Origin of the sequence: Streptomyces sp. NPDC058664 (assembly GCF_042716635.1) — a bacterium.
Taxonomy (GTDB): domain Bacteria; phylum Actinomycetota; class Actinomycetes; order Streptomycetales; family Streptomycetaceae; genus Streptomyces.
In genome coordinates this window covers 1-16,277 of sequence record NZ_JBHXRW010000024.1, presented here as the reverse complement: position 1 = coordinate 16,277, position 16,277 = coordinate 1, and the positions used below count along the sequence as shown (strand labels likewise).

General features: G+C 71.2%; 16 protein-coding genes. 3 read left to right on the top strand and 13 right to left on the bottom strand.

Annotated features, from left to right (window positions below; all coding sequences use genetic code 11):
* Positions 1–58: 58 nt before the first annotated feature.
* The 5 genes from ACFWUY_RS20515 to ACFWUY_RS20495 all read right to left on the bottom strand — a co-directional run bounded on the left by ACFWUY_RS20515 (position 59) and on the right by ACFWUY_RS20495 (position 5,415).
* The gene (locus tag ACFWUY_RS20515; protein ID WP_384110338.1) at positions 59–1,729 is read right to left on the bottom strand and encodes a uroporphyrinogen-III synthase; all 1,671 of its coding nucleotides are present in this window, start codon (positions 1,727–1,729) and stop codon (positions 59–61) included.
* Positions 1,726–2,712, bottom strand: coding sequence for a hydroxymethylbilane synthase (gene hemC / locus ACFWUY_RS20510; RefSeq protein ID WP_384110333.1), 987 nt, complete (start codon positions 2,710–2,712; stop codon positions 1,726–1,728). The genes ACFWUY_RS20515 and hemC overlap by 4 nt, the downstream gene beginning before the upstream one ends.
* On the bottom strand, positions 2,709–4,064 hold the full coding sequence (locus ACFWUY_RS20505; RefSeq protein ID WP_384110325.1) for a glutamyl-tRNA reductase: 1,356 nt from the start codon (positions 4,062–4,064) through the stop codon (positions 2,709–2,711). The genes hemC and ACFWUY_RS20505 overlap by 4 nt, the downstream gene beginning before the upstream one ends.
* Positions 4,061–4,864: a redox-sensing transcriptional repressor Rex gene (locus ACFWUY_RS20500; RefSeq protein ID WP_384110318.1), complete on the bottom strand. Its 804-nt coding sequence runs from the start codon at positions 4,862–4,864 to the stop codon at positions 4,061–4,063. Before ACFWUY_RS20500 ends, ACFWUY_RS20505 begins: the two co-directional genes overlap by 4 nt.
* 272 nt (positions 4,865–5,136) lie before the next feature.
* The gene (locus ACFWUY_RS20495) at positions 5,137–5,415 is read right to left on the bottom strand and encodes a glutaredoxin family protein (protein ID WP_384110310.1); all 279 of its coding nucleotides are present in this window, start codon (positions 5,413–5,415) and stop codon (positions 5,137–5,139) included.
* A gap of 150 nt (positions 5,416–5,565) precedes the next feature.
* On the opposite strand from ACFWUY_RS20495, the gene ACFWUY_RS20490 reads away from it, so the two are divergent.
* The 3 genes from ACFWUY_RS20490 to ACFWUY_RS20480 all read left to right on the top strand — a co-directional run bounded on the left by ACFWUY_RS20490 (position 5,566) and on the right by ACFWUY_RS20480 (position 9,258).
* Positions 5,566–6,519, top strand: a complete 954-nt coding sequence (locus tag ACFWUY_RS20490; RefSeq protein ID WP_384110307.1) for an HAD family hydrolase — start codon at positions 5,566–5,568, stop codon at positions 6,517–6,519.
* A 428-nt stretch (positions 6,520–6,947) separates the two neighbouring features.
* Entirely contained in the window at positions 6,948–7,733 is a 786-nt protein-coding gene (locus ACFWUY_RS20485) for an ECF subfamily RNA polymerase sigma factor, BldN family (RefSeq protein ID WP_384110300.1), read from the top strand.
* Between the two features lie 286 nt (positions 7,734–8,019).
* Positions 8,020–9,258, top strand: coding sequence for a DUF5667 domain-containing protein (locus ACFWUY_RS20480; protein ID WP_384110294.1), 1,239 nt, complete (start codon positions 8,020–8,022; stop codon positions 9,256–9,258).
* Positions 9,259–9,319: 61 nt separating this feature from the next.
* On the opposite strand, the gene ACFWUY_RS20475 is transcribed toward ACFWUY_RS20480, so the two are convergent.
* The 8 genes from ACFWUY_RS20475 to ACFWUY_RS20440 form a co-directional block, all read right to left on the bottom strand.
* On the bottom strand, positions 9,320–10,345 hold the full coding sequence (locus tag ACFWUY_RS20475; RefSeq protein ID WP_384110290.1) for a lysophospholipid acyltransferase family protein: 1,026 nt from the start codon (positions 10,343–10,345) through the stop codon (positions 9,320–9,322).
* A 15-nt stretch (positions 10,346–10,360) separates the two neighbouring features.
* On the bottom strand, positions 10,361–11,470 hold the full coding sequence (locus tag ACFWUY_RS20470; protein ID WP_384110285.1) for an NAD-dependent epimerase/dehydratase family protein: 1,110 nt from the start codon (positions 11,468–11,470) through the stop codon (positions 10,361–10,363).
* A gap of 138 nt (positions 11,471–11,608) precedes the next feature.
* On the bottom strand, positions 11,609–11,707 hold the full coding sequence (locus ACFWUY_RS20465; protein ID WP_003948845.1) for a 30S ribosomal protein bS22: 99 nt from the start codon (positions 11,705–11,707) through the stop codon (positions 11,609–11,611).
* Between the two features lie 164 nt (positions 11,708–11,871).
* Positions 11,872–12,081, bottom strand: coding sequence for a helix-turn-helix domain-containing protein (locus tag ACFWUY_RS20460; RefSeq protein ID WP_015034391.1), 210 nt, complete (start codon positions 12,079–12,081; stop codon positions 11,872–11,874).
* A 127-nt stretch (positions 12,082–12,208) separates the two neighbouring features.
* A complete protein-coding gene (locus tag ACFWUY_RS20455; protein WP_384110274.1) occupies positions 12,209–13,024 on the bottom strand; it encodes a phosphatase in 816 nt (271 codons plus the stop codon).
* A 97-nt stretch (positions 13,025–13,121) separates the two neighbouring features.
* Positions 13,122–14,297 (bottom strand): acetoin utilization protein AcuC, encoded by a 1,176-nt coding sequence (locus tag ACFWUY_RS20450; protein WP_384110271.1) that lies wholly within the window; start codon positions 14,295–14,297, stop codon positions 13,122–13,124.
* The gene (locus ACFWUY_RS20445) at positions 14,266–15,480 is read right to left on the bottom strand and encodes an MFS transporter (protein WP_384110266.1); all 1,215 of its coding nucleotides are present in this window, start codon (positions 15,478–15,480) and stop codon (positions 14,266–14,268) included. Before ACFWUY_RS20445 ends, ACFWUY_RS20450 begins: the two co-directional genes overlap by 32 nt.
* 43 nt (positions 15,481–15,523) lie before the next feature.
* Positions 15,524–16,171, bottom strand: coding sequence for an HAD family hydrolase (locus ACFWUY_RS20440; RefSeq protein WP_384110260.1), 648 nt, complete (start codon positions 16,169–16,171; stop codon positions 15,524–15,526).
* Positions 16,172–16,277 lie beyond the last annotated feature (106 nt).

The window sequence follows — 16,277 nt, the reverse complement described above, 5'->3', positions numbered from 1 at the left end:
GCAACGCAAAGGGTGCGGGCCCCCTCAAGGGGACCCGCACCCGAGCAACCGGCTACGACTACGTCGTACGACGCCTCCGCGCCCCCGGCCGCCGCTCAGAAGGCCGCGTCACCGGATCCCCCGCCTCGAGCGCCGCCTCCCGCCGCCGCAGCCCGAAGTCCGCCAGCGCCTCCGCGAGCTTGTGCACGGACGGCTCGGGCGACAGCACGTCCACCCGCAGCCCGTGCTCCTCGGCCGTCTTGGCCGTGGCGGGACCGATACACGCGATGACGGTCACGTTGTGCGGCTTCCCTGCGATACCGACGAGATTCCGCACAGTCGAAGACGACGTGAACAGAACGGCGTCGAACCCGCCCCCCTTGATCGCCTCCCGCGTGTCCGCCGGCGGCGGCGAAGCCCGTACGGTCCGGTACGCGGTGACGTCGTCGACCTCCCACCCGAGCTCGATCAGCCCCGCGACCAGCGTCTCGGTCGCGATGTCGGCCCGAGGCAGGAAGACGCGGTCGATCGGGTCGAAGACCGGGTCGTACGGCGGCCAGTCCTCGAGGAGCCCGGCAGCCGACTGCTCACCGCTCGGCACCAGATCCGGCTTCACACCGAAGTCGACGAGCGCGGCGGCGGTCTGCTCGCCCACCGCGGCGACCTTGATCCCGGCGAAGGCACGCGCGTCGAGCCCGTACTCCTCGAACTTCTCCCGTACGGCCTTCACCGCGTTGACCGACGTGAAGGCGATCCACTCGTACCGTCCGGTGACGAGCCCCTTGACGGCCCGCTCCATCTGCTGCGGGGTGCGCGGCGGCTCGACGGCGATCGTCGGCACCTCGTGGGGCACCGCGCCGTACGAACGCAGCTGGTCGGAGAGCGACGCGGCCTGCTCCTTGGTGCGCGGCACGAGGACCCGCCAGCCGAAGAGCGGCTTGGACTCGAACCACGACAGCTGGTCCCGCTGCGCCGGGGCGCTGCGCTCGCCGACCACGGCTATGACCGGCCGGTGGCCCTCGGGCGAGGGGAGCACCTTGCCCTGCTTGAAGACCTGGGCGATGGTGCCGAGCGTGGCGTTCCAGGTCCGCTGGCGGGTGGTGGTGCCGGCGATGGTGACGGTGAGCGGGGTGTCCGGCTTGCGGCCGGCCGCCACGAGCTCACCGGCGGCGGCGGCCACCGAGTCGAGCGAGGTGGACACGACGACGGTGCCGTCGGAGGCGCCGACCTCGCTCCAGCACCGCTCGTCGGCGGTCCGCGCGTCGACGAAGCGGACGTCGGTGCCCTGCGCGTCACGGAGCGGCACACCCGCGTAGGCGGGTACGCCGACGGCCGTGGCGACGCCGGGTACGACCTCGAAGGGGATGCCCTCGGCGGCGCAGGCGAGCATCTCGGCTCCCGCGTTCCCGTCGAGGCCGGGGTCGCCGGTCACCGCACGGACGACCCGCCTGCCGCCCCTCGCGGCCTCCATGACAAGATTGGCGGCGTCCCTCAACACGGGGACACCGGCGGTTGTTGACGTCTCGTCAACGACCGCCAGCTCCGGCGTGCTCACCCCCGCGCGCGCGTGGCCGCGAACGACCTCGAGCACCTCCGGCTCGGCGATCAGGACATCCGCTCCGGCGAGGGCCTCCACGGCCCTGAGGGTCAGGAGTCCGGGGTCACCGGGGCCTGCGCCGAGGAATGTGACGTGCCCATGGCCCGCGAAGGCCGGGTACAGCGGGCTGGTGGTCGGGCTGGCGGGGTTCAAAGTGCTCGCTCCCCCATAAGACCGGCCGCACCCTTGGCGAGCATCTCGTCCGCGAGTTCGCGTCCGAGCGCCATGGCCTCGTCGTGCGAGGTGGGTACGGGTCCGGTGGTGGACAGCTGCACCAGCGTCGAGCCGTCGGTGGTGCCGACGACGCCGCGCAGGCGCATTTCGGTGACAACCTGCCCGTGACCGGGGTCGTCGGCCAGCAGGTCGGCCAGCGCACCCACGGGTGCGGAGCAGCCGGCCTCCAGGGCGGCGAGCAGGGATCGCTCGGCGGTCACGGCGGCCCGCGTGCGCGGGTCGTCGAGCGCGCCGAGCGCGGTGACGAGTGCGGCGTTCGACGCCGGGCACTCGATCGCCAGGGCCCCCTGGCCGGGGGCGGGCAGGACGGAGTCGACCGACAGGTGGTCGAGCGACAGGGAGCCGGTGAGCTCCGCCGTCCCGCCGATGCGGTTGAGGCCGGCCGCGGCGAGGACCACCGCGTCCAGCTCTCCCTTGCGTACGTAGCCGATCCGGGTGTCGATGTTGCCCCGGATCGGGACGCAGGTGATCTCCAGGCCGTGGCTGCGCGCGTACGCGTGGAGCTGGGCCGTGCGTCGCGGCGAGCCGGTGCCGATCCGGGCGCCCTGGGGCAGCCGGTCCAGCGTCAGGCCGTCGCGGGCGATCAGTACGTCGCGCGGGTCCTCGCGCTTCGGGATCGCCGCCAGCACCAGGTCGGGGTGCTGGGTGGTCGGCAGGTCCTTCAGGGAGTGGACGGCGAAGTCCACCTCGTCGGCGAGCAGCGCGTCACGCAGGGCGGCGACGAAGACGCCGGTGCCGCCGATCTGCGCGAGGTGCTCCCGGGAGGTGTCCCCGTACGTCGTGATCTCCACGAGCTCGACGGGCCGGCCGGTCAGCTGCCGGACGGCGTCGGCCACGTGCCCGGACTGGGCCATGGCGAGCTTGCTGCGCCTGGTCCCGAGCCTCAGTGCCCTCTCGGTCATACTCGCCCTCGGTTCTTGACGTCGGCGTCATTCAGGTCGGCCCGGCTGACAGCAGCCACCGTCTCCGGGTCGAGGTCGAAGAGTGTCCGCAGCGCGTCCGCGTACCCGGCTCCGCCGGGTTCGCTGGCCAGCTGCTTGACCCGCACGGTCGGCGCGTGCAGGAGCTTGTCGACCACGCGGCGCACGGTCTGGGTGATCTCGGCGCGCTGTTTGTCGTCGAGGCCGGGCAGTCGGCCTTCCAGCCGGGCGACCTCGTTGGCCACCACGTCGGCCGCCATGGTGCGCAGGGCGACGACGGTGGGGGTGATGTGGGCGGCGCGCTGGGCGGCGCCGAAGGCGGCCACCTCGTCGGAGACGATGCCCCGCACCTGGTCGACGTCGGCGGCCATGGGCGCGTCGGCGGAGGCCTCGGCGAGCGACTCGATGTCGACGAGCCGGACTCCGGGGACGCGGTGCGCGGCGGCGTCGATGTCGCGGGGCATGGCGAGGTCGAGCAGGGCGAGCGGGGTGCGGCGGCCCCGTACGGCGGTCTCGACGGCGTCGCCGGTGAGGACGAGTCCGGTGGCTCCGGTGCAGGAGACGACGATGTCGGCACGTGTCAGTTCGTCGCCGACGGCAACCATCTCGACCGCGCGGGCGGCGACACCCGTGCCCCCGGGCTCGCTCAGGATCTGTGCGAGCCGCTCGGCGCGGGCGAGGGTGCGGTTGGCGATGACGATCTCGGAGACGCCGACACGCGCGAGCGTGGCGGCGGCGAGCGAGGACATCGACCCGGCGCCGATGACGAGCGCCTTCTTGCCCTTGGCCCAGGTGTCGACGTCGGTGCCGTCGGCGAGCTGCTCCAGGCCGAAGGTGACGAGCGACTGCCCGGCCCGGTCGATCCCGGTCTCGCTGTGGGCGCGCTTGCCGACCCGCAGGGCCTGCTGGAACAGGTCGTTGAGGAGGCGTCCCGCGGTGTGCAGTTCCTGGCCGAGGGCGAGGGCGTCCTTGATCTGGCCGAGGATCTGGCCCTCGCCGACGACCATGGAGTCGAGTCCGCAGGCCACCGAGAAGAGGTGGTGGACGGCCCGGTCCTCGTAGTGCACGTAGAGATAGGGAGTGAGCTCGTCCAGGCCGACGCCGCTGTGCTGCGCGAGCAGCGTGGACAGCTCGGCGACACCGGCGTGGAACTTGTCCACGTCGGCGTAGAGCTCGATGCGGTTGCAGGTGGCGAGGACGGTGCCCTCGGCGGCCGGCTCGGCGGCGAGGGTGTCCTGGAGGAGCTTGGCCTGGGTGTCCGCCGCCAGCGCGGCCCGCTCCAGGATGGAGACCGGGGCGCTGCGGTGGCTCAGCCCGACGACGAGGAGGCTCATGCCGGCATCACGGCGGGGACGTCCCCGTCGGGTCCCTTGCGGTTGCCGCCCGTGGTGCCACGGGGCGCCGGCGGTACGGCGGCCACGGCGGTCTCCGCCTCGGCGCCGGTGTCCGTGCCGGTCTCGGCGTTCGACTCCTCGCCGGCCTTGCGCTGCTCGTGGAAGGCGAGGATCTGCAGCTCGATGGAGAGGTCGACCTTGCGTACGTCCACGCCGTCGGGCACGGAGAGCACGGTCGGGGCGAAGTTCAGGATGGAGGTGACTCCGGCGGCCACGAGCCGGTCGCAGACCTGCTGGGCGACGCCGGCCGGGGTCGCGATGACGCCGATGGAGACGCCGTCCTCCTCGATGATCTTCTCGAGGTCGTCGCTGTGCTGGACGGGGATCCCGGCGACCGGCTTGCCGGTCATGGCGGGGTCGGCGTCGATCAGCGCGGCGACGCGGAAGCCGCGGGAGGCGAAGCCGCCGTAGCCGGCGAGGGCGGCACCGAGGTTGCCGATGCCGACGATGACGACCGGCCAGTCCTGGGTGAGGCCCAGCTCGCGGGAGATCTGGTAGACGAGGTACTCGACGTCGTAGCCGACCCCGCGGGTGCCGTAGGAGCCGAGGTAGCTGAAGTCCTTGCGCAGCTTCGCGGAGTTGACCCCGGCGGCGGCCGCGAGCTCCTCGGAGGAGACCGTGGGTACGGAACGCTCCGAGAGCGCGGTGAGTGCGCGGAGATACAGCGGAAGCCGGGCGACGGTGGCCTCGGGAATTCCTCGGCTACGGGTCGCCGGTCGGTGAGTTCGGCCAGTTGCCACGGTGCTCCTGCGGGATGAGCGGGGCTGCAGGCGGCCATATGTCCCAAGACCGCCCCGTCGAATGCAGGCTATGTCTTTGTGAACGCGTGCACAAAGATGGTGTCCGTTTTGTCCGGCCAAAGTGACCGGGGTCACGCGGGCCGTTCGCGTCATCACGGAACCGGGCGACGCCTCAGTGCGTTGAGAACCCGAAGGGGGCAAAACCGCACACACTCCTCACGATGCCGCCCCCGAAACACAACAAAACGTCCACGATGGTAACCGCCTTCCGGTCACGCGCCCAGCTCGCGCCGGAGCCGCCCCGCGTCGACGCGCCAGAAGGTGTGCTGCTCGCCGTCGACCAGGACGACGGGAATCTGCTCCCAGTACGCCCGGTGGAGCTCCTCGTCCTGCGTGATGTCCTTCTCCTCCCAGCGCGCCCCCGTCTCCGCGCACACGGTCTCGATCACCGCGCGGGCGTCGTCGCAGAGATGGCATCCCGGCTTGCCGATCAGCGTCACGGTGCGCGACCCGGCGTCCTTCTTCTTCGTCCGTCCGAACATGCCGTCCATTCTCCCGCCGCCGGGCCCGAAGCCCGCCACGCCCGGACGGAAGCCCAAGAAGACCGCGCGGGACCCGATTAACAGGGGAGCCCCACACTGTTCACGCCTCGGCATCGTCACAAGTCAGGAAGTTCCGAACAGACTGGCTATGCTCACGACATGGCCGCTCTGGGATGGCTCACCCCACGTAGGCGCTCCGCCACCGCGCGCAGCGTCCTCGCAGGCGAGGCCGCTGCCGAGGCAGCGCGCAAGTCCTCGCTCCAGCTGGAACGGGAGCGGGAGGAGGCGGCGGCCACCGCGGAGGGCGAGGCGCCGGTCGAGCCCGAGTTCCCGGTCGTCGGCGACGTGCGGGCGGCCGCCTTCTTCGACCTCGACAACACCGTGATGCAGGGCGCCGCGATCTTCCACTTCGGCCGCGGCCTCTACAAGCGGAAGTTCTTCCAGCGCCGCGAACTCGCCCGCTTCGCCTGGCAGCAGGCCTGGTTCCGGCTCGCCGGCGTCGAGGACCCCGAGCACATGCAGGACGCCCGCGACAGCGCCCTGTCCATCGTCAAGGGCCACCGCGTCTCCGAGCTGATGTCGATCGGCGAGGAGATCTACGACGAGTACATGGCCGACCGCATCTGGCCCGGCACCCGGGGCCTGGCCCAGGCGCACCTGGACGCGGGCCAGAAGGTCTGGCTGGTCACGGCCGCCCCGGTGGAGACGGCCACGATCATCGCCCGCCGACTCGGCCTGACCGGCGCGCTCGGCACGGTCGCCGAGTCCGTCGACGGCGTCTACACGGGCAAGCTGGTCGGCGAGCCCCTGCACGGACCGGCCAAGGCCGAGGCGGTACGGGCGCTCGCCGCCGCCGAGGGCCTCGACCTGGGTCGCTGCGCCGCCTACAGCGACTCGCACAACGACATCCCGATGCTCTCGCTCGTCGGGCACCCGTACGCGATCAACCCGGACACCAAGCTCCGCAGGCACGCGAAGGACCGGGACTGGCGGCTGCGCGACTACCGGACCGGCCGCAAGGCCGCCAAGGTCGGCATCCCCGCCGCGGCGGGCCTGGGCGCTCTGGCCGGCGGCACGGCCGCCGCGGTCGCCCTGCACCGCCGCCGCCACTGAGGTCGGGTCACCCCACCCCTTCCCACGCACCTGCCGATACGTTTCGGCTGCGATCACCTGCGACAACCCCGGACCAGTCGCCCTCACCCATCCGTGGTCGAACACCACCGCACAGGTCGACCGACGGGCATTCCGGGCTCCTTACCCCGCAGCGGCCACGATCACTCACGCGCCCCGCACTTGAGCACAACGCAACGCCCGTGCAGTCACACCCGAAAGCAAACCGATCAACAACTGATCACGAACCGCGATGATTTACGACTACAAGCAGTAACAGAATCGACGTAACCGGTGATTTAGGCAACTGGGTGTAGCGCTGCCTGTACGAAGCGTTATTCTCCTCAGACGCACTAAGGACCCCTCACGTCGCCACGACGGGTGAACGGTCCCGCACTGCACGTGATGGAAGCTCTGCCTCTGGGAGTCCCGTGTACCCACACGTCGGGGTTGACACCTCGGGCCTGGCTACGCTGCGCGCAACGGTCCTCGACCACTTGCGCGGCTTCGTCCCCACCGCGTACGCCGGCCCTGTCCCCGCATTCGCCTTTGCCGCCCCGGCACCCGCCGGCCCTTGCTATGCCCTGGCCGACGGCGGCGCCGCCGTGGGCAGACGCGGTGCCCGCTCCGCGACCTCGACCCCCGCCCGCCGACCCACCGCCGACAGCGACAGCGCCCGCATGATGGACCTGGTCGAACGCGCCCAGGCGGGCGAGGCCGAGGCCTTCGGCCGCCTGTACGACCAGTACAGCGACACCGTCTACCGCTACATCTACTACCGCGTCGGCGGGAAGGCGACGGCGGAGGACCTCACGAGCGAGACGTTCCTGCGCGCCCTGCGCCGGATCTCCACCTTCACCTGGCAGGGCCGCGACTTCGGCGCCTGGCTCGTCACCATCGCCAGGAACCTGGTCGCCGACCACTTCAAGTCCAGCCGCTTCCGCCTGGAAGTCACCACGGGCGAGATGCTCGACGCCAACGAGGTCGAGCGCAGCCCCGAGGACTCCGTCCTGGAGTCCCTCTCCAACGCCGCCCTCCTCGACGCGGTCCGCCGCCTCAACCCCCAGCAGCAGGAGTGCGTGACCCTGCGCTTCCTCCAGGGCCTCTCGGTCGCCGAGACGGCCCGGGTCATGGGCAAGAACGAGGGGGCCATCAAGACCCTTCAGTACCGGGCCGTCCGCACCCTGGCCCGCCTCCTGCCGGACGACGCCCGCTGACCGGTTCGCGCCCCCCACACGCGCCCCAGAGCCCCGGCCCACGGCCCCGCCCCCCGCATCCCCACGACCCCACTCCACTCACATGCGGTGACGCCTCGATGACGCACTGGTCCGATCATCTTTCGCGCGTAACCCAAGTGCCGCGCCGCTCGTTGTGCGGGATGCAGGCTCCCTGTGGACACGCCATGTCCGCTGCCACTCACTCTTTCGTGTGGATGCGCTCAAGGTGTGCAACCTTCCGGACACCCCGGGGAGTCGACCGTCATGACGAGAGGAGGTGCCGCCAGTGATCGCGAACGTATCGGCGCACCGGCGGGCGAACGCCTTCGCCCAGACCCTGGAGGACCGGGCGTCCGAGGGCGCGGCGACCGAGCAGTCCGATGCCCCGGCCGAAACGGCCGAGCAGGGACGGCTGTTGGCCTTGGCGAACGGTCTCGGCGAACTGCCGAAGCCACAACTGGACCCCGAGGTCAAGGTGGTGCAGCGAGCCCAGCTCGTCGCCGCCATGGAAGCGATGCTCATGGAGGGGAGCGCGACCGCCGGCCCTACGGTGCCGGAACAGCGCACCTCCCACGGCAAGGGAGCCCACCGGGCGTCCCCCCTGCGGAAGCTGCGCCCCCGTTCCCGCTGGACCAAGGGCCTCGCAGCCGGCGGCCTCACGGTCGGTGTGGCCGCGGGTGCCTTCGGAGGAGTGGCCGCTGCCAGTTCCGACGCGCTTCCCGGTGACTCGCTCTACGGGCTCAAGCGAGGCATGGAAGACATCAAGCTGGGAATGGCGGACGACGACGCGGACCGCGGCGGCATCTACCTCGACCAGGCGTCCACCCGCCTCAGCGAGGCACGCAGACTCATGGAGCGAGGCCGCTCGGGCGACCTCGACCACGAGTCGCTCAGCGAGATCCGCCGCGTCCTGGGCGGGATGAAGCACGACGCGAGCGAAGGCCACCGTCTGCTCCGCCAGGCGTACCAGCGGGACGGCGCGATCGCCCCGATGGCCCGGCTCAACTCCTTCGCCCAGGCGCACCGGGACACCTGGAACGGCCTTCGCGACCGGCTTCCCGTCCAACTGGCGGACGTCGGCAGCGAGGTGACGTACGTCTTCGACGCCATGGACGAAGAGGTCGAGCCGCTCCAGTCGGTGCTTCCCCGCACCCCGGAGAAGGGCGGGATCACCTCGGAGAGCCCCAGCAGCACCCCCAGCACCCCGGAGGCCCCGCAGGGGACGGACGCCCAGCGTCCACCCTCCCCCGACGAGACCACTCCCTCGGGCAGCCACTCGGCACCACCCCGCCCGTCCGGCACCGGCACCGGCGCCGCCCCGAGCTCGGACGGCGGCACCGTCTCACCGGAGGACGACGGCCTCCTCGGCGGCAGCGCCGGCGGACTGCTCAAGCCCTCCCCGACCGGCACGCCGACGGTCCCCTCCGCCGACGAGGCGGCACCGGACGCGCCGGACGTGACCCTTCCGCCACTCCTGCCGGGCCTGCTTCCAGGCCTCGGCATCGACAGCGAGGACGCTCGCTAGCAAGAAGAAGGGGCGCCCCCACGGACGGGGGGCGCCCCTTCTTCCATGCCCGGCACACCACTCAGAAGAAGACCGACCGCCGCTGCACCAGCAGCTTGTAGAGCGTGTGCTGGATCTGCTCCCGCACCTGATCCGTCAGGTTGAACATCAGCATCGGGTCCTCCGCCGCCTCCGGCGCGTAGGAGTCCGTCGGGATCGGCTCGCCGAACTGGATCGTCCACTTCGTCGGCAGCGGCAGCGCCCCCAGCGGCCCCAGCCACGGGAAGGTCGGGGTGAGCGGGAAGTACGGGAAGCCGAGCACCCGCGCCAGCGTCCTGGCGTTCCCGATCATCGGGTATATCTCCTCCGCCCCGACGATCGAGCAGGGCACGATCGGCACTCCGGCCCGCAGCGCCGTCGAGACGAAGCCGCCCCGCCCGAACCGCTGGAGCTTGTACCGCTCCCCGAACGGCTTCCCGATCCCCTTGAAGCCCTCCGGCATCACGCCGACGATCTCGCCGACGCGCAGCAGCCGCTCCGCGTCCTCCGCACAGGCCAGGGTGTGTCCCGCCTTGCGGGCCAGTTCGTTGACGACCGGCAGCACGAAGACCAGGTCGGCGGCGAGCAGCCGCAGGTGCCGCCCGGCCGGGTGGTGGTCGTGGACGGCGACCTGCATCATCAGCCCGTCCAGCGGCAGGGTCCCCGAGTGGTTGGCGACGATCAGGGCCCCGCCCTCGGCCGGGATGTTCTCGACGCCCTTCACCTCCACCCGGAAGTACTTCTCGTACAGCGGGCGCAGCAGCGACATCAGGACCTGGTCGGTGAGTTCCTCGTCGTAGCCGAACTCGTCGACCTCGTAGTCGCCGGTGATCCGGCGGCGTAGGAACGCGAGCCCGCCCGCGAGCCGCCGCTCCCAGCCGGCCTCCCGGGCGCCCTCCTCGGCGCCGCCGGCCGGCAGACCGCCCCGGAGGCCCTCCCCCGGCTCCTGAGGGCCCTGCTGCGGCCCTGGCAGGGCCCGTACGTCCGCCGCCTCGCCGTCGGCACGGCCGGGCCGTCGCCGGGCCCGCGACCGGTCGTCGTCGAACGGAATGACCTTGGCGTCCGCCATCGCTGTCCGGTCTCCTCAGGGGCCGTCGTGAACGGGGGGAACAGATGAAACAGGGCGAGCAGGTGAAACAGGGTCAGCGGGAGCGGGCGGGGCGGCGGACGGAACCAGACGCCCGACGATCCGGTCCACCACGCCGGCGAGCACCTCGGGCGGCAGCAGCCCAGGCCCCAGGCCGCGCGCGAAGTCGGCGAAGGTCTCCGCCGTGGTGCGGCGCGGCGAGAACCCGAGGACCTCACTCGTCTGGACCGTCGAGACGACCCTGCCGTGGGTGAGCAGCCGGATCTGCTCGGGCGCGAAGTCGGTGATCCCGACGGTGCGCAGCGCCGTCCCCACCCAGGTGACCGCGGGCAGCAGTACCGGCACCGTGGGCCGTCCGAGCCGCCGCGCGCACTGGGACAGCAGGAGGACCCCGTCGCCCGCCACGTTGAAGGTGCCGCTGTTGAGGGTGGCCCTGCGGGGCTCGTGCGCCGCCAGGCGCAGGACGTCGATCACGTCGTCCTCGTGGACGAACTGCAGTCTCGGGTCGTAGCCGAGGACGGTCGGCATGACCGGCAGCGCCAGGTACTCGGCGAGCGGGGAGTCGATCCGGGGGCCGAGGATGTTCGCGAACCTCAGCACGCACACGGCCACGTCGGGGCGGCGCCGGGCGAAGCCCCGTACGTATCCCTCGACCTCGACCGCGTCCTTGGCGAAGCCCCCGCTGGGAAGCGACTTCGCGGCCGTCGTCTCGGTGAAGACGGCCGGGTCGCGGGGCGCGGAGCCGTAGACGCTGGTACTGGACTTGATCACGAGCCGGCTGATCCGCGGCGACTTCTGGCAGGCGCCGAGCAGCTGCATGGTGCCGATGACGTTGGTCTCCTTGACCGACGTACGGCCGCCGCCGCCGAGCGCCGTCCCGGTGACGTCCAGATGGACCACCGTGTCGACGTCGTGCTCGGCGAGCACCTTGGCGATCTCCGGCCGGCGGATGTCGGCCCGTACGAACTCGGCGGCGCCGAGCTGGTGCGCCGGGTCGACCGCGTCCACCGCGATCACCCGCTCCACCTCCGGATCCCGCTGGATCCGCCGCACGAAGCGGCCCCCGAGATGCCGGGCGGCACCGGTGACGAGCACGACCTTGCCCAAGATCAGCGCCTTCCGTCCGTCTTCCGTTGGTCGCCACCGTAGCGCCTCAGGATTTCCGCGCAAATAAAGCGTGGCCCTTCACCGCGAACGGTGAAGGGCCACGCCTGACGCACGAAACGCTGCGATGCAGCTGTCGCCTTACTTCTTGTTGCGACGCTGAACGCGCGTGCGCTTAAGCAGCTTGCGGTGCTTCTTCTTCGCCATCCGCTTGCGCCGCTTCTTGATAACAGAGCCCACGACTACCCTCGCTCACTTCTCGGAACATCCCCGCCTCCCGGCGGGGATCGGTGCGGGGCGTCTGGGCCCACACGACCTACGTCGGCCTAGCCTACCGCCCCGAGCACCCCGCTTGTAATCCGAGGGACATACGGAGCTTTCCCGGCGTTGCCGCCACGCGCGCGCTACGCGGTCCCCACCCCCACGAAGGACTCCCTCAGGTACTCGTGAACCGCCTGTTCCGGCACCCGGAAGGACCTGCCCACCCGGATAGCCGGCAGATGACCGCTGTGCACCAAGCGGTACACGGTCATCTTGGACACGCGCATCACCGAGGCGACTTCCGCCACGGTCAGAAACTTGACCTCGTTGAGAGGTCGTTCGCCAGCAGCCATGACCCACCTGTACCTTCCGCCGCGACGCCCACCGGCTTCCCCTCCGGTGACTCTTCGTCGCCGAGCGCTCACGCTCCAGCCTAGGGGCGGGTGGTACGAGTGGGGAAGAGGAGCTGCCTTCGGCCGTTTACCGTGACAGACACGCTCGATTGAGTACATAGCGCGTCAGTGGACGGTAGTAGTCGGAGCGCACGCCGTCATCAAGCGGAACGGCGACCGACACCTGCCCCTCCGCCTCACCGACGAACAGCGCCGGATCATCCGTATCGGCGAGACCGATGGCCTCGATACCCAGCTGACCTGCCCCGCAGACCCATCCGTGGTCCCCGACCACGAGCTCCGGCAGCAGCCCGCCGCACTCCGCCGCGCTCTCCAGAGCGGCCCTGACCGGCAGCGGCGAGTGGGAGTGCGCCCCCGGCTCGCGCCCGCCCCCCGACGGCCCCGGCTCTCGCACCAGTGCGACCCCCTGGACGTAGTCGAGGAGGTACGTGCGTAGACCGAACCGGGTCGTTATGTCGACACATCGCCCCTGCGCCGGTGTGAGGACAAGACATCCCGCCGCCGACAAGGCGTCTGCCAGAGCGACGTAGAAACCGAGCAGCCGGTGCGGATGACCCGTCCCGAGGAGCACCGGAACCCGCCGCGCCGCCGCCGCCCCCAACCGCGCGGCGAAGGCGTCGAGTCCCCGCACCGTACGCTCGGGATCGATCACGTCGGGTCCCGACCGGTGCTCCGGATCGTCCGACACCCCGCACTTGTCGGCCATCAGCCGCAACAGATCGGCCTCACCCCACCCCCAGGCGGGGTCGAGCCCCAACAACACCCGCGGATCGCGCGCCGCGAAGAGCCGATAGCTCCGCAGGCTCTCCTCCCGCGACGTCGCCACCGTTCCCGCCAACCCCGCCGCCAACAGATGCGCCCGCAGCGCCCCGGTACTCAACACCCACCCGATGCTGCCGGAACACCCCTGCCACGGAGCCCGAACCCTCCGGACACCGCACAGTCGGCGTAACGCCCACCGGTACGTTCCGGACGTACCCCTAGGCGAGCAACCCCCGCAGCGGAAAAGCCGCCTTGCGGGTCGCGAGCACCGCCTGGTCCAGCCGGTCCGCCGGGTCGTACCCCTCGGACCAGTCACGGAAGCCCACCGGCCACAGCCCGTCCGTCATCCGCGCCGGCCCCGACTGCCGGGTCCGCGCGTACACTTCGTCCCGCCACGACGAGGGGATCACCGACTCCGGGTGCACCGGGGCGTGCGCCGCGATCCCCACCAGATGCGTCCACGACCGCGGTACGACGTCCACCACCGCGTACCCGCCACCGCCCAGGGCCAGCCACCGCCCCCCGGCATGCTCGTGCGCCAGCTCGTGACAGGCCTCCTGCACGGCCCGCTGCGCGTCCAGCGACACCGCCAGGTGCGCGAGCGGATCCTCGAAGTGCGTGTCGGCCCCGTGCTGGGTGACGAGCACCTGCGGCCGGAAGTCCGCGAGCAGCTCCGGTACGACCGCGTGGAAGGCCCGCAGCCACCCCGCGTCCCCCGTCCCGGCCGGCAGCGCCACGTTCACGGCCCCGCCCTCACCGGCCCCGGCCCCGCCCGTCTCCTCCGGCCACCCCGTCTGCGGGAACAGCGTCCGCGGATGCTCGTGCAGCGAGACGGTCAACACCCTGGGGTCCTCCCAGAACGCCGCCTGCACCCCGTCCCCGTGGTGCACGTCCACATCCACGTACGCGACCCGCTCCGCGCCCAGTTCGAGCAGCCGGGCGATGGCCAGCGAGGCGTCGTTGTAGATGCAGAACCCCGAGGCCGCCCCCGGCATCGCGTGGTGCAGACCGCCCGCGAAGTTCACCGCGTGGGCGGCCTCCCCGCGCCAGACCGCCTCCGCCGCGCCCACCGACTGCCCGGCGATCAGCGCCGACACCTCGTGCATGCCGGCGAACGCCGGATCGTCGACCGTGCCGAGCCCGTACGCCTGGTCCGCGTGCCGCGGATCCGCCGACGCGGCCCGGACCGCCGCCACGTAGTCCTCCCGGTGAACGAGCCGCAGCGTCGAGTCCCCGGCCGGCTTCGCCGCCACGACGTCCACCGCCCGGTCGAGCCCGTACGCCCGCACCAGCGCCATCGTCAGTGCGAGCCGTACGGGATCCATCGGATGCTCGGACCCGAAGTCGTATCCCGTGACAGCTTCATCCCACATCAACAGTGCGCGGCCGCTCATGCCCGCCACCGTATCGGGCCGCTCCCGAGCCGAACGACGTGGCGTACACCACCGTCACCAGGACCAGCACCATCGGCACCAGCATCGCCCCCCGATAGCTCCACGCGTCCCCGAGCGCCCCCACCAGAGGCGACCCGACGAGGAAACCCACGTAGTTGAAGACGTTGAGCCGCGCCACGGCCGCGTCGCTGTCCCCGGGGCTGTGACTTTCGAAAGCCAGCCTCCCCGCCGCCGCGAAGGTCTGCGGCACGATCACGCTCAGCCCGAGCCCCAGCACCGTGAACCCGGCGATCCCCACCCAGGCCCCGGGAGACACCGCCACCACCGCGAACCCCAGCGCGGCGAGCACGGCCCCCGCCCGCACGACCGCCGCGGCCCCCATCCGCCGCACCCCGAAGTCCCCGACGGCCCGCCCGAGCAGCGTCGTCACCATGTACGCGTTGTACGGGACGGTCGCCAACTCCTCGGAACTCCCCAGCACGTCCTGGAGGTACTTGGCGCTCCAGTTGGAGACGGTCGAGTCCCCGATGTACGCGAAGGTCATGACGAGACAGAGCGGCAGCAACAGCGTGAACGGCATCCCGCTCCCCTTGCTCTCCCCCACCGCCTCCACCGGCTGTTCCCGACCGGCCACGTACCACCGGCTGCCGACGAACGCGGCGGGCAGCAGGAGCACCACCACAGGCAGGTACGACACGAACAACGACAGATCCCAGTGCGCCCCCACCCAGGCCAGCGAGGCCCCCACGATCCCACCGAGGCTGTACGCGGCATGGAAGCCGAGCATGATGCTCCGCCCGTACGCCCGCTGGAGGCTGACCCCCAGCATGTTCATGGAGGCGTCGAGGGCGCCGACCGCGAGCCCGAAGAGCCCCAGGGCGACAGCCGCCTGCCACAGCTCGCCGCCCACCCCCACGGCGAGCAGGGACAACAGGACGAAAGGCTGCGCCCACCGCAGCACCACCGCCGGCCCCACCCTGGCGACGACCTTCCCGGTCGCCACACTCGCCACCCCGGCGAGGATCGGCACGGCGGCCAGGAAGACCGGCAGCAGCCCGTCCGAGATCCCGTACCGCTCCTGGATCGCCGGTATTCGCGTCACGAGCAGAGCGAAGGTGACGCCCTGCACAAAGAAGCTGACCGCCAGGGATCCCCGCCCACGCCGCAACCGCGCATCCGTCATGGCGGCACAGCGTACGGCCGGAACTTACCGCGGGGTAGATGGATCACAACCCCAATATCGCGGGCAGCTCGTCCATCCTCCGGAAGAAACCGACGGCCCCGGCCAGCTTCTCCTCGGGTGTCATGGCGGTGAACCCGTACACGTCCATCCCGGCCGCCACCGCCGCCTGGACTCCGAGCCGGCTGTCCTCGACCACCACACACCGCTCGGACGCCACCCCCATCCGTGCAGCGGCGTGAAGGAACAGATCAGGCGCCGGCTTCCCCCTCCCGACGTCCTCGGCACTGAACACGATCTCGTCCGGGAACCAGGCGTCGAGCCCGGTCTTCCGGTGCCCCACGCGAATCCGCTCATGGCTCCCGGAAGAGGCCACACAGTACGGAACCCCGCCCGCGGCAAGCTGCTTGAGCACCTCCTCGGCCCCGACGACGGCCTCGAGCTCAGCCTGAAAAGCAGCGAAGACCCGTCCGTGAAAGACCTCGTCGAACTCCACCGGCAACCGCTGCCCGCTCCGCTCCTCGACCAGCTCGTGAATACGGTGCATGGCGGACCCCATGTAGTCGCGCACCGATTCCTCGTACGAGGTGGGATGCCCCAGCTCCGTCAGGTAGCTGGCCAGCAGAGTGTTGGAAAGAGGCTCGCTGTCCACGAGCACACCGTCGTTGTCGAAGATGACCAAGTCGTAGCGCATGCGCACAGCCTAGAACGCAAAAATGCCTCAACCCCCGGACAGAGTCCGGGGGTTGAGGCTAAAAATTGTTCGGCGGTGTCCTACTCTCCCACAGGGTCCCCCCTGC

What these genes read in the sequence shown, in the direction of transcription:
- hemC (WP_384110333.1), bottom strand. Translation starts at nt 2,712, where the DNA reads ATGACCGAGAGGGCACTGAGGCTCGGGACCAGGCGCAGCAAGCTCGCC.
- ACFWUY_RS20505 (WP_384110325.1), bottom strand. Translation starts at nt 4,064, where the DNA reads ATGAGCCTCCTCGTCGTCGGGCTGAGCCACCGCAGCGCCCCGGTCTCC.
- ACFWUY_RS20495 (WP_384110310.1), bottom strand. Translation starts at nt 5,415, where the DNA reads ATGGACGGCATGTTCGGACGGACGAAGAAGAAGGACGCCGGGTCGCGC.
- ACFWUY_RS20490 (WP_384110307.1), top strand. Translation starts at nt 5,566, where the DNA reads ATGGCCGCTCTGGGATGGCTCACCCCACGTAGGCGCTCCGCCACCGCG.
- ACFWUY_RS20475 (WP_384110290.1), bottom strand. Translation starts at nt 10,345, where the DNA reads ATGGCGGACGCCAAGGTCATTCCGTTCGACGACGACCGGTCGCGGGCC.
- ACFWUY_RS20460 (WP_015034391.1), bottom strand. Translation starts at nt 12,081, where the DNA reads ATGGCTGCTGGCGAACGACCTCTCAACGAGGTCAAGTTTCTGACCGTG.
- ACFWUY_RS20450 (WP_384110271.1), bottom strand. Translation starts at nt 14,297, where the DNA reads ATGAGCGGCCGCGCACTGTTGATGTGGGATGAAGCTGTCACGGGATAC.
- ACFWUY_RS20445 (WP_384110266.1), bottom strand. Translation starts at nt 15,480, where the DNA reads ATGACGGATGCGCGGTTGCGGCGTGGGCGGGGATCCCTGGCGGTCAGC.
- ACFWUY_RS20440 (WP_384110260.1), bottom strand. Translation starts at nt 16,171, where the DNA reads ATGCGCTACGACTTGGTCATCTTCGACAACGACGGTGTGCTCGTGGAC.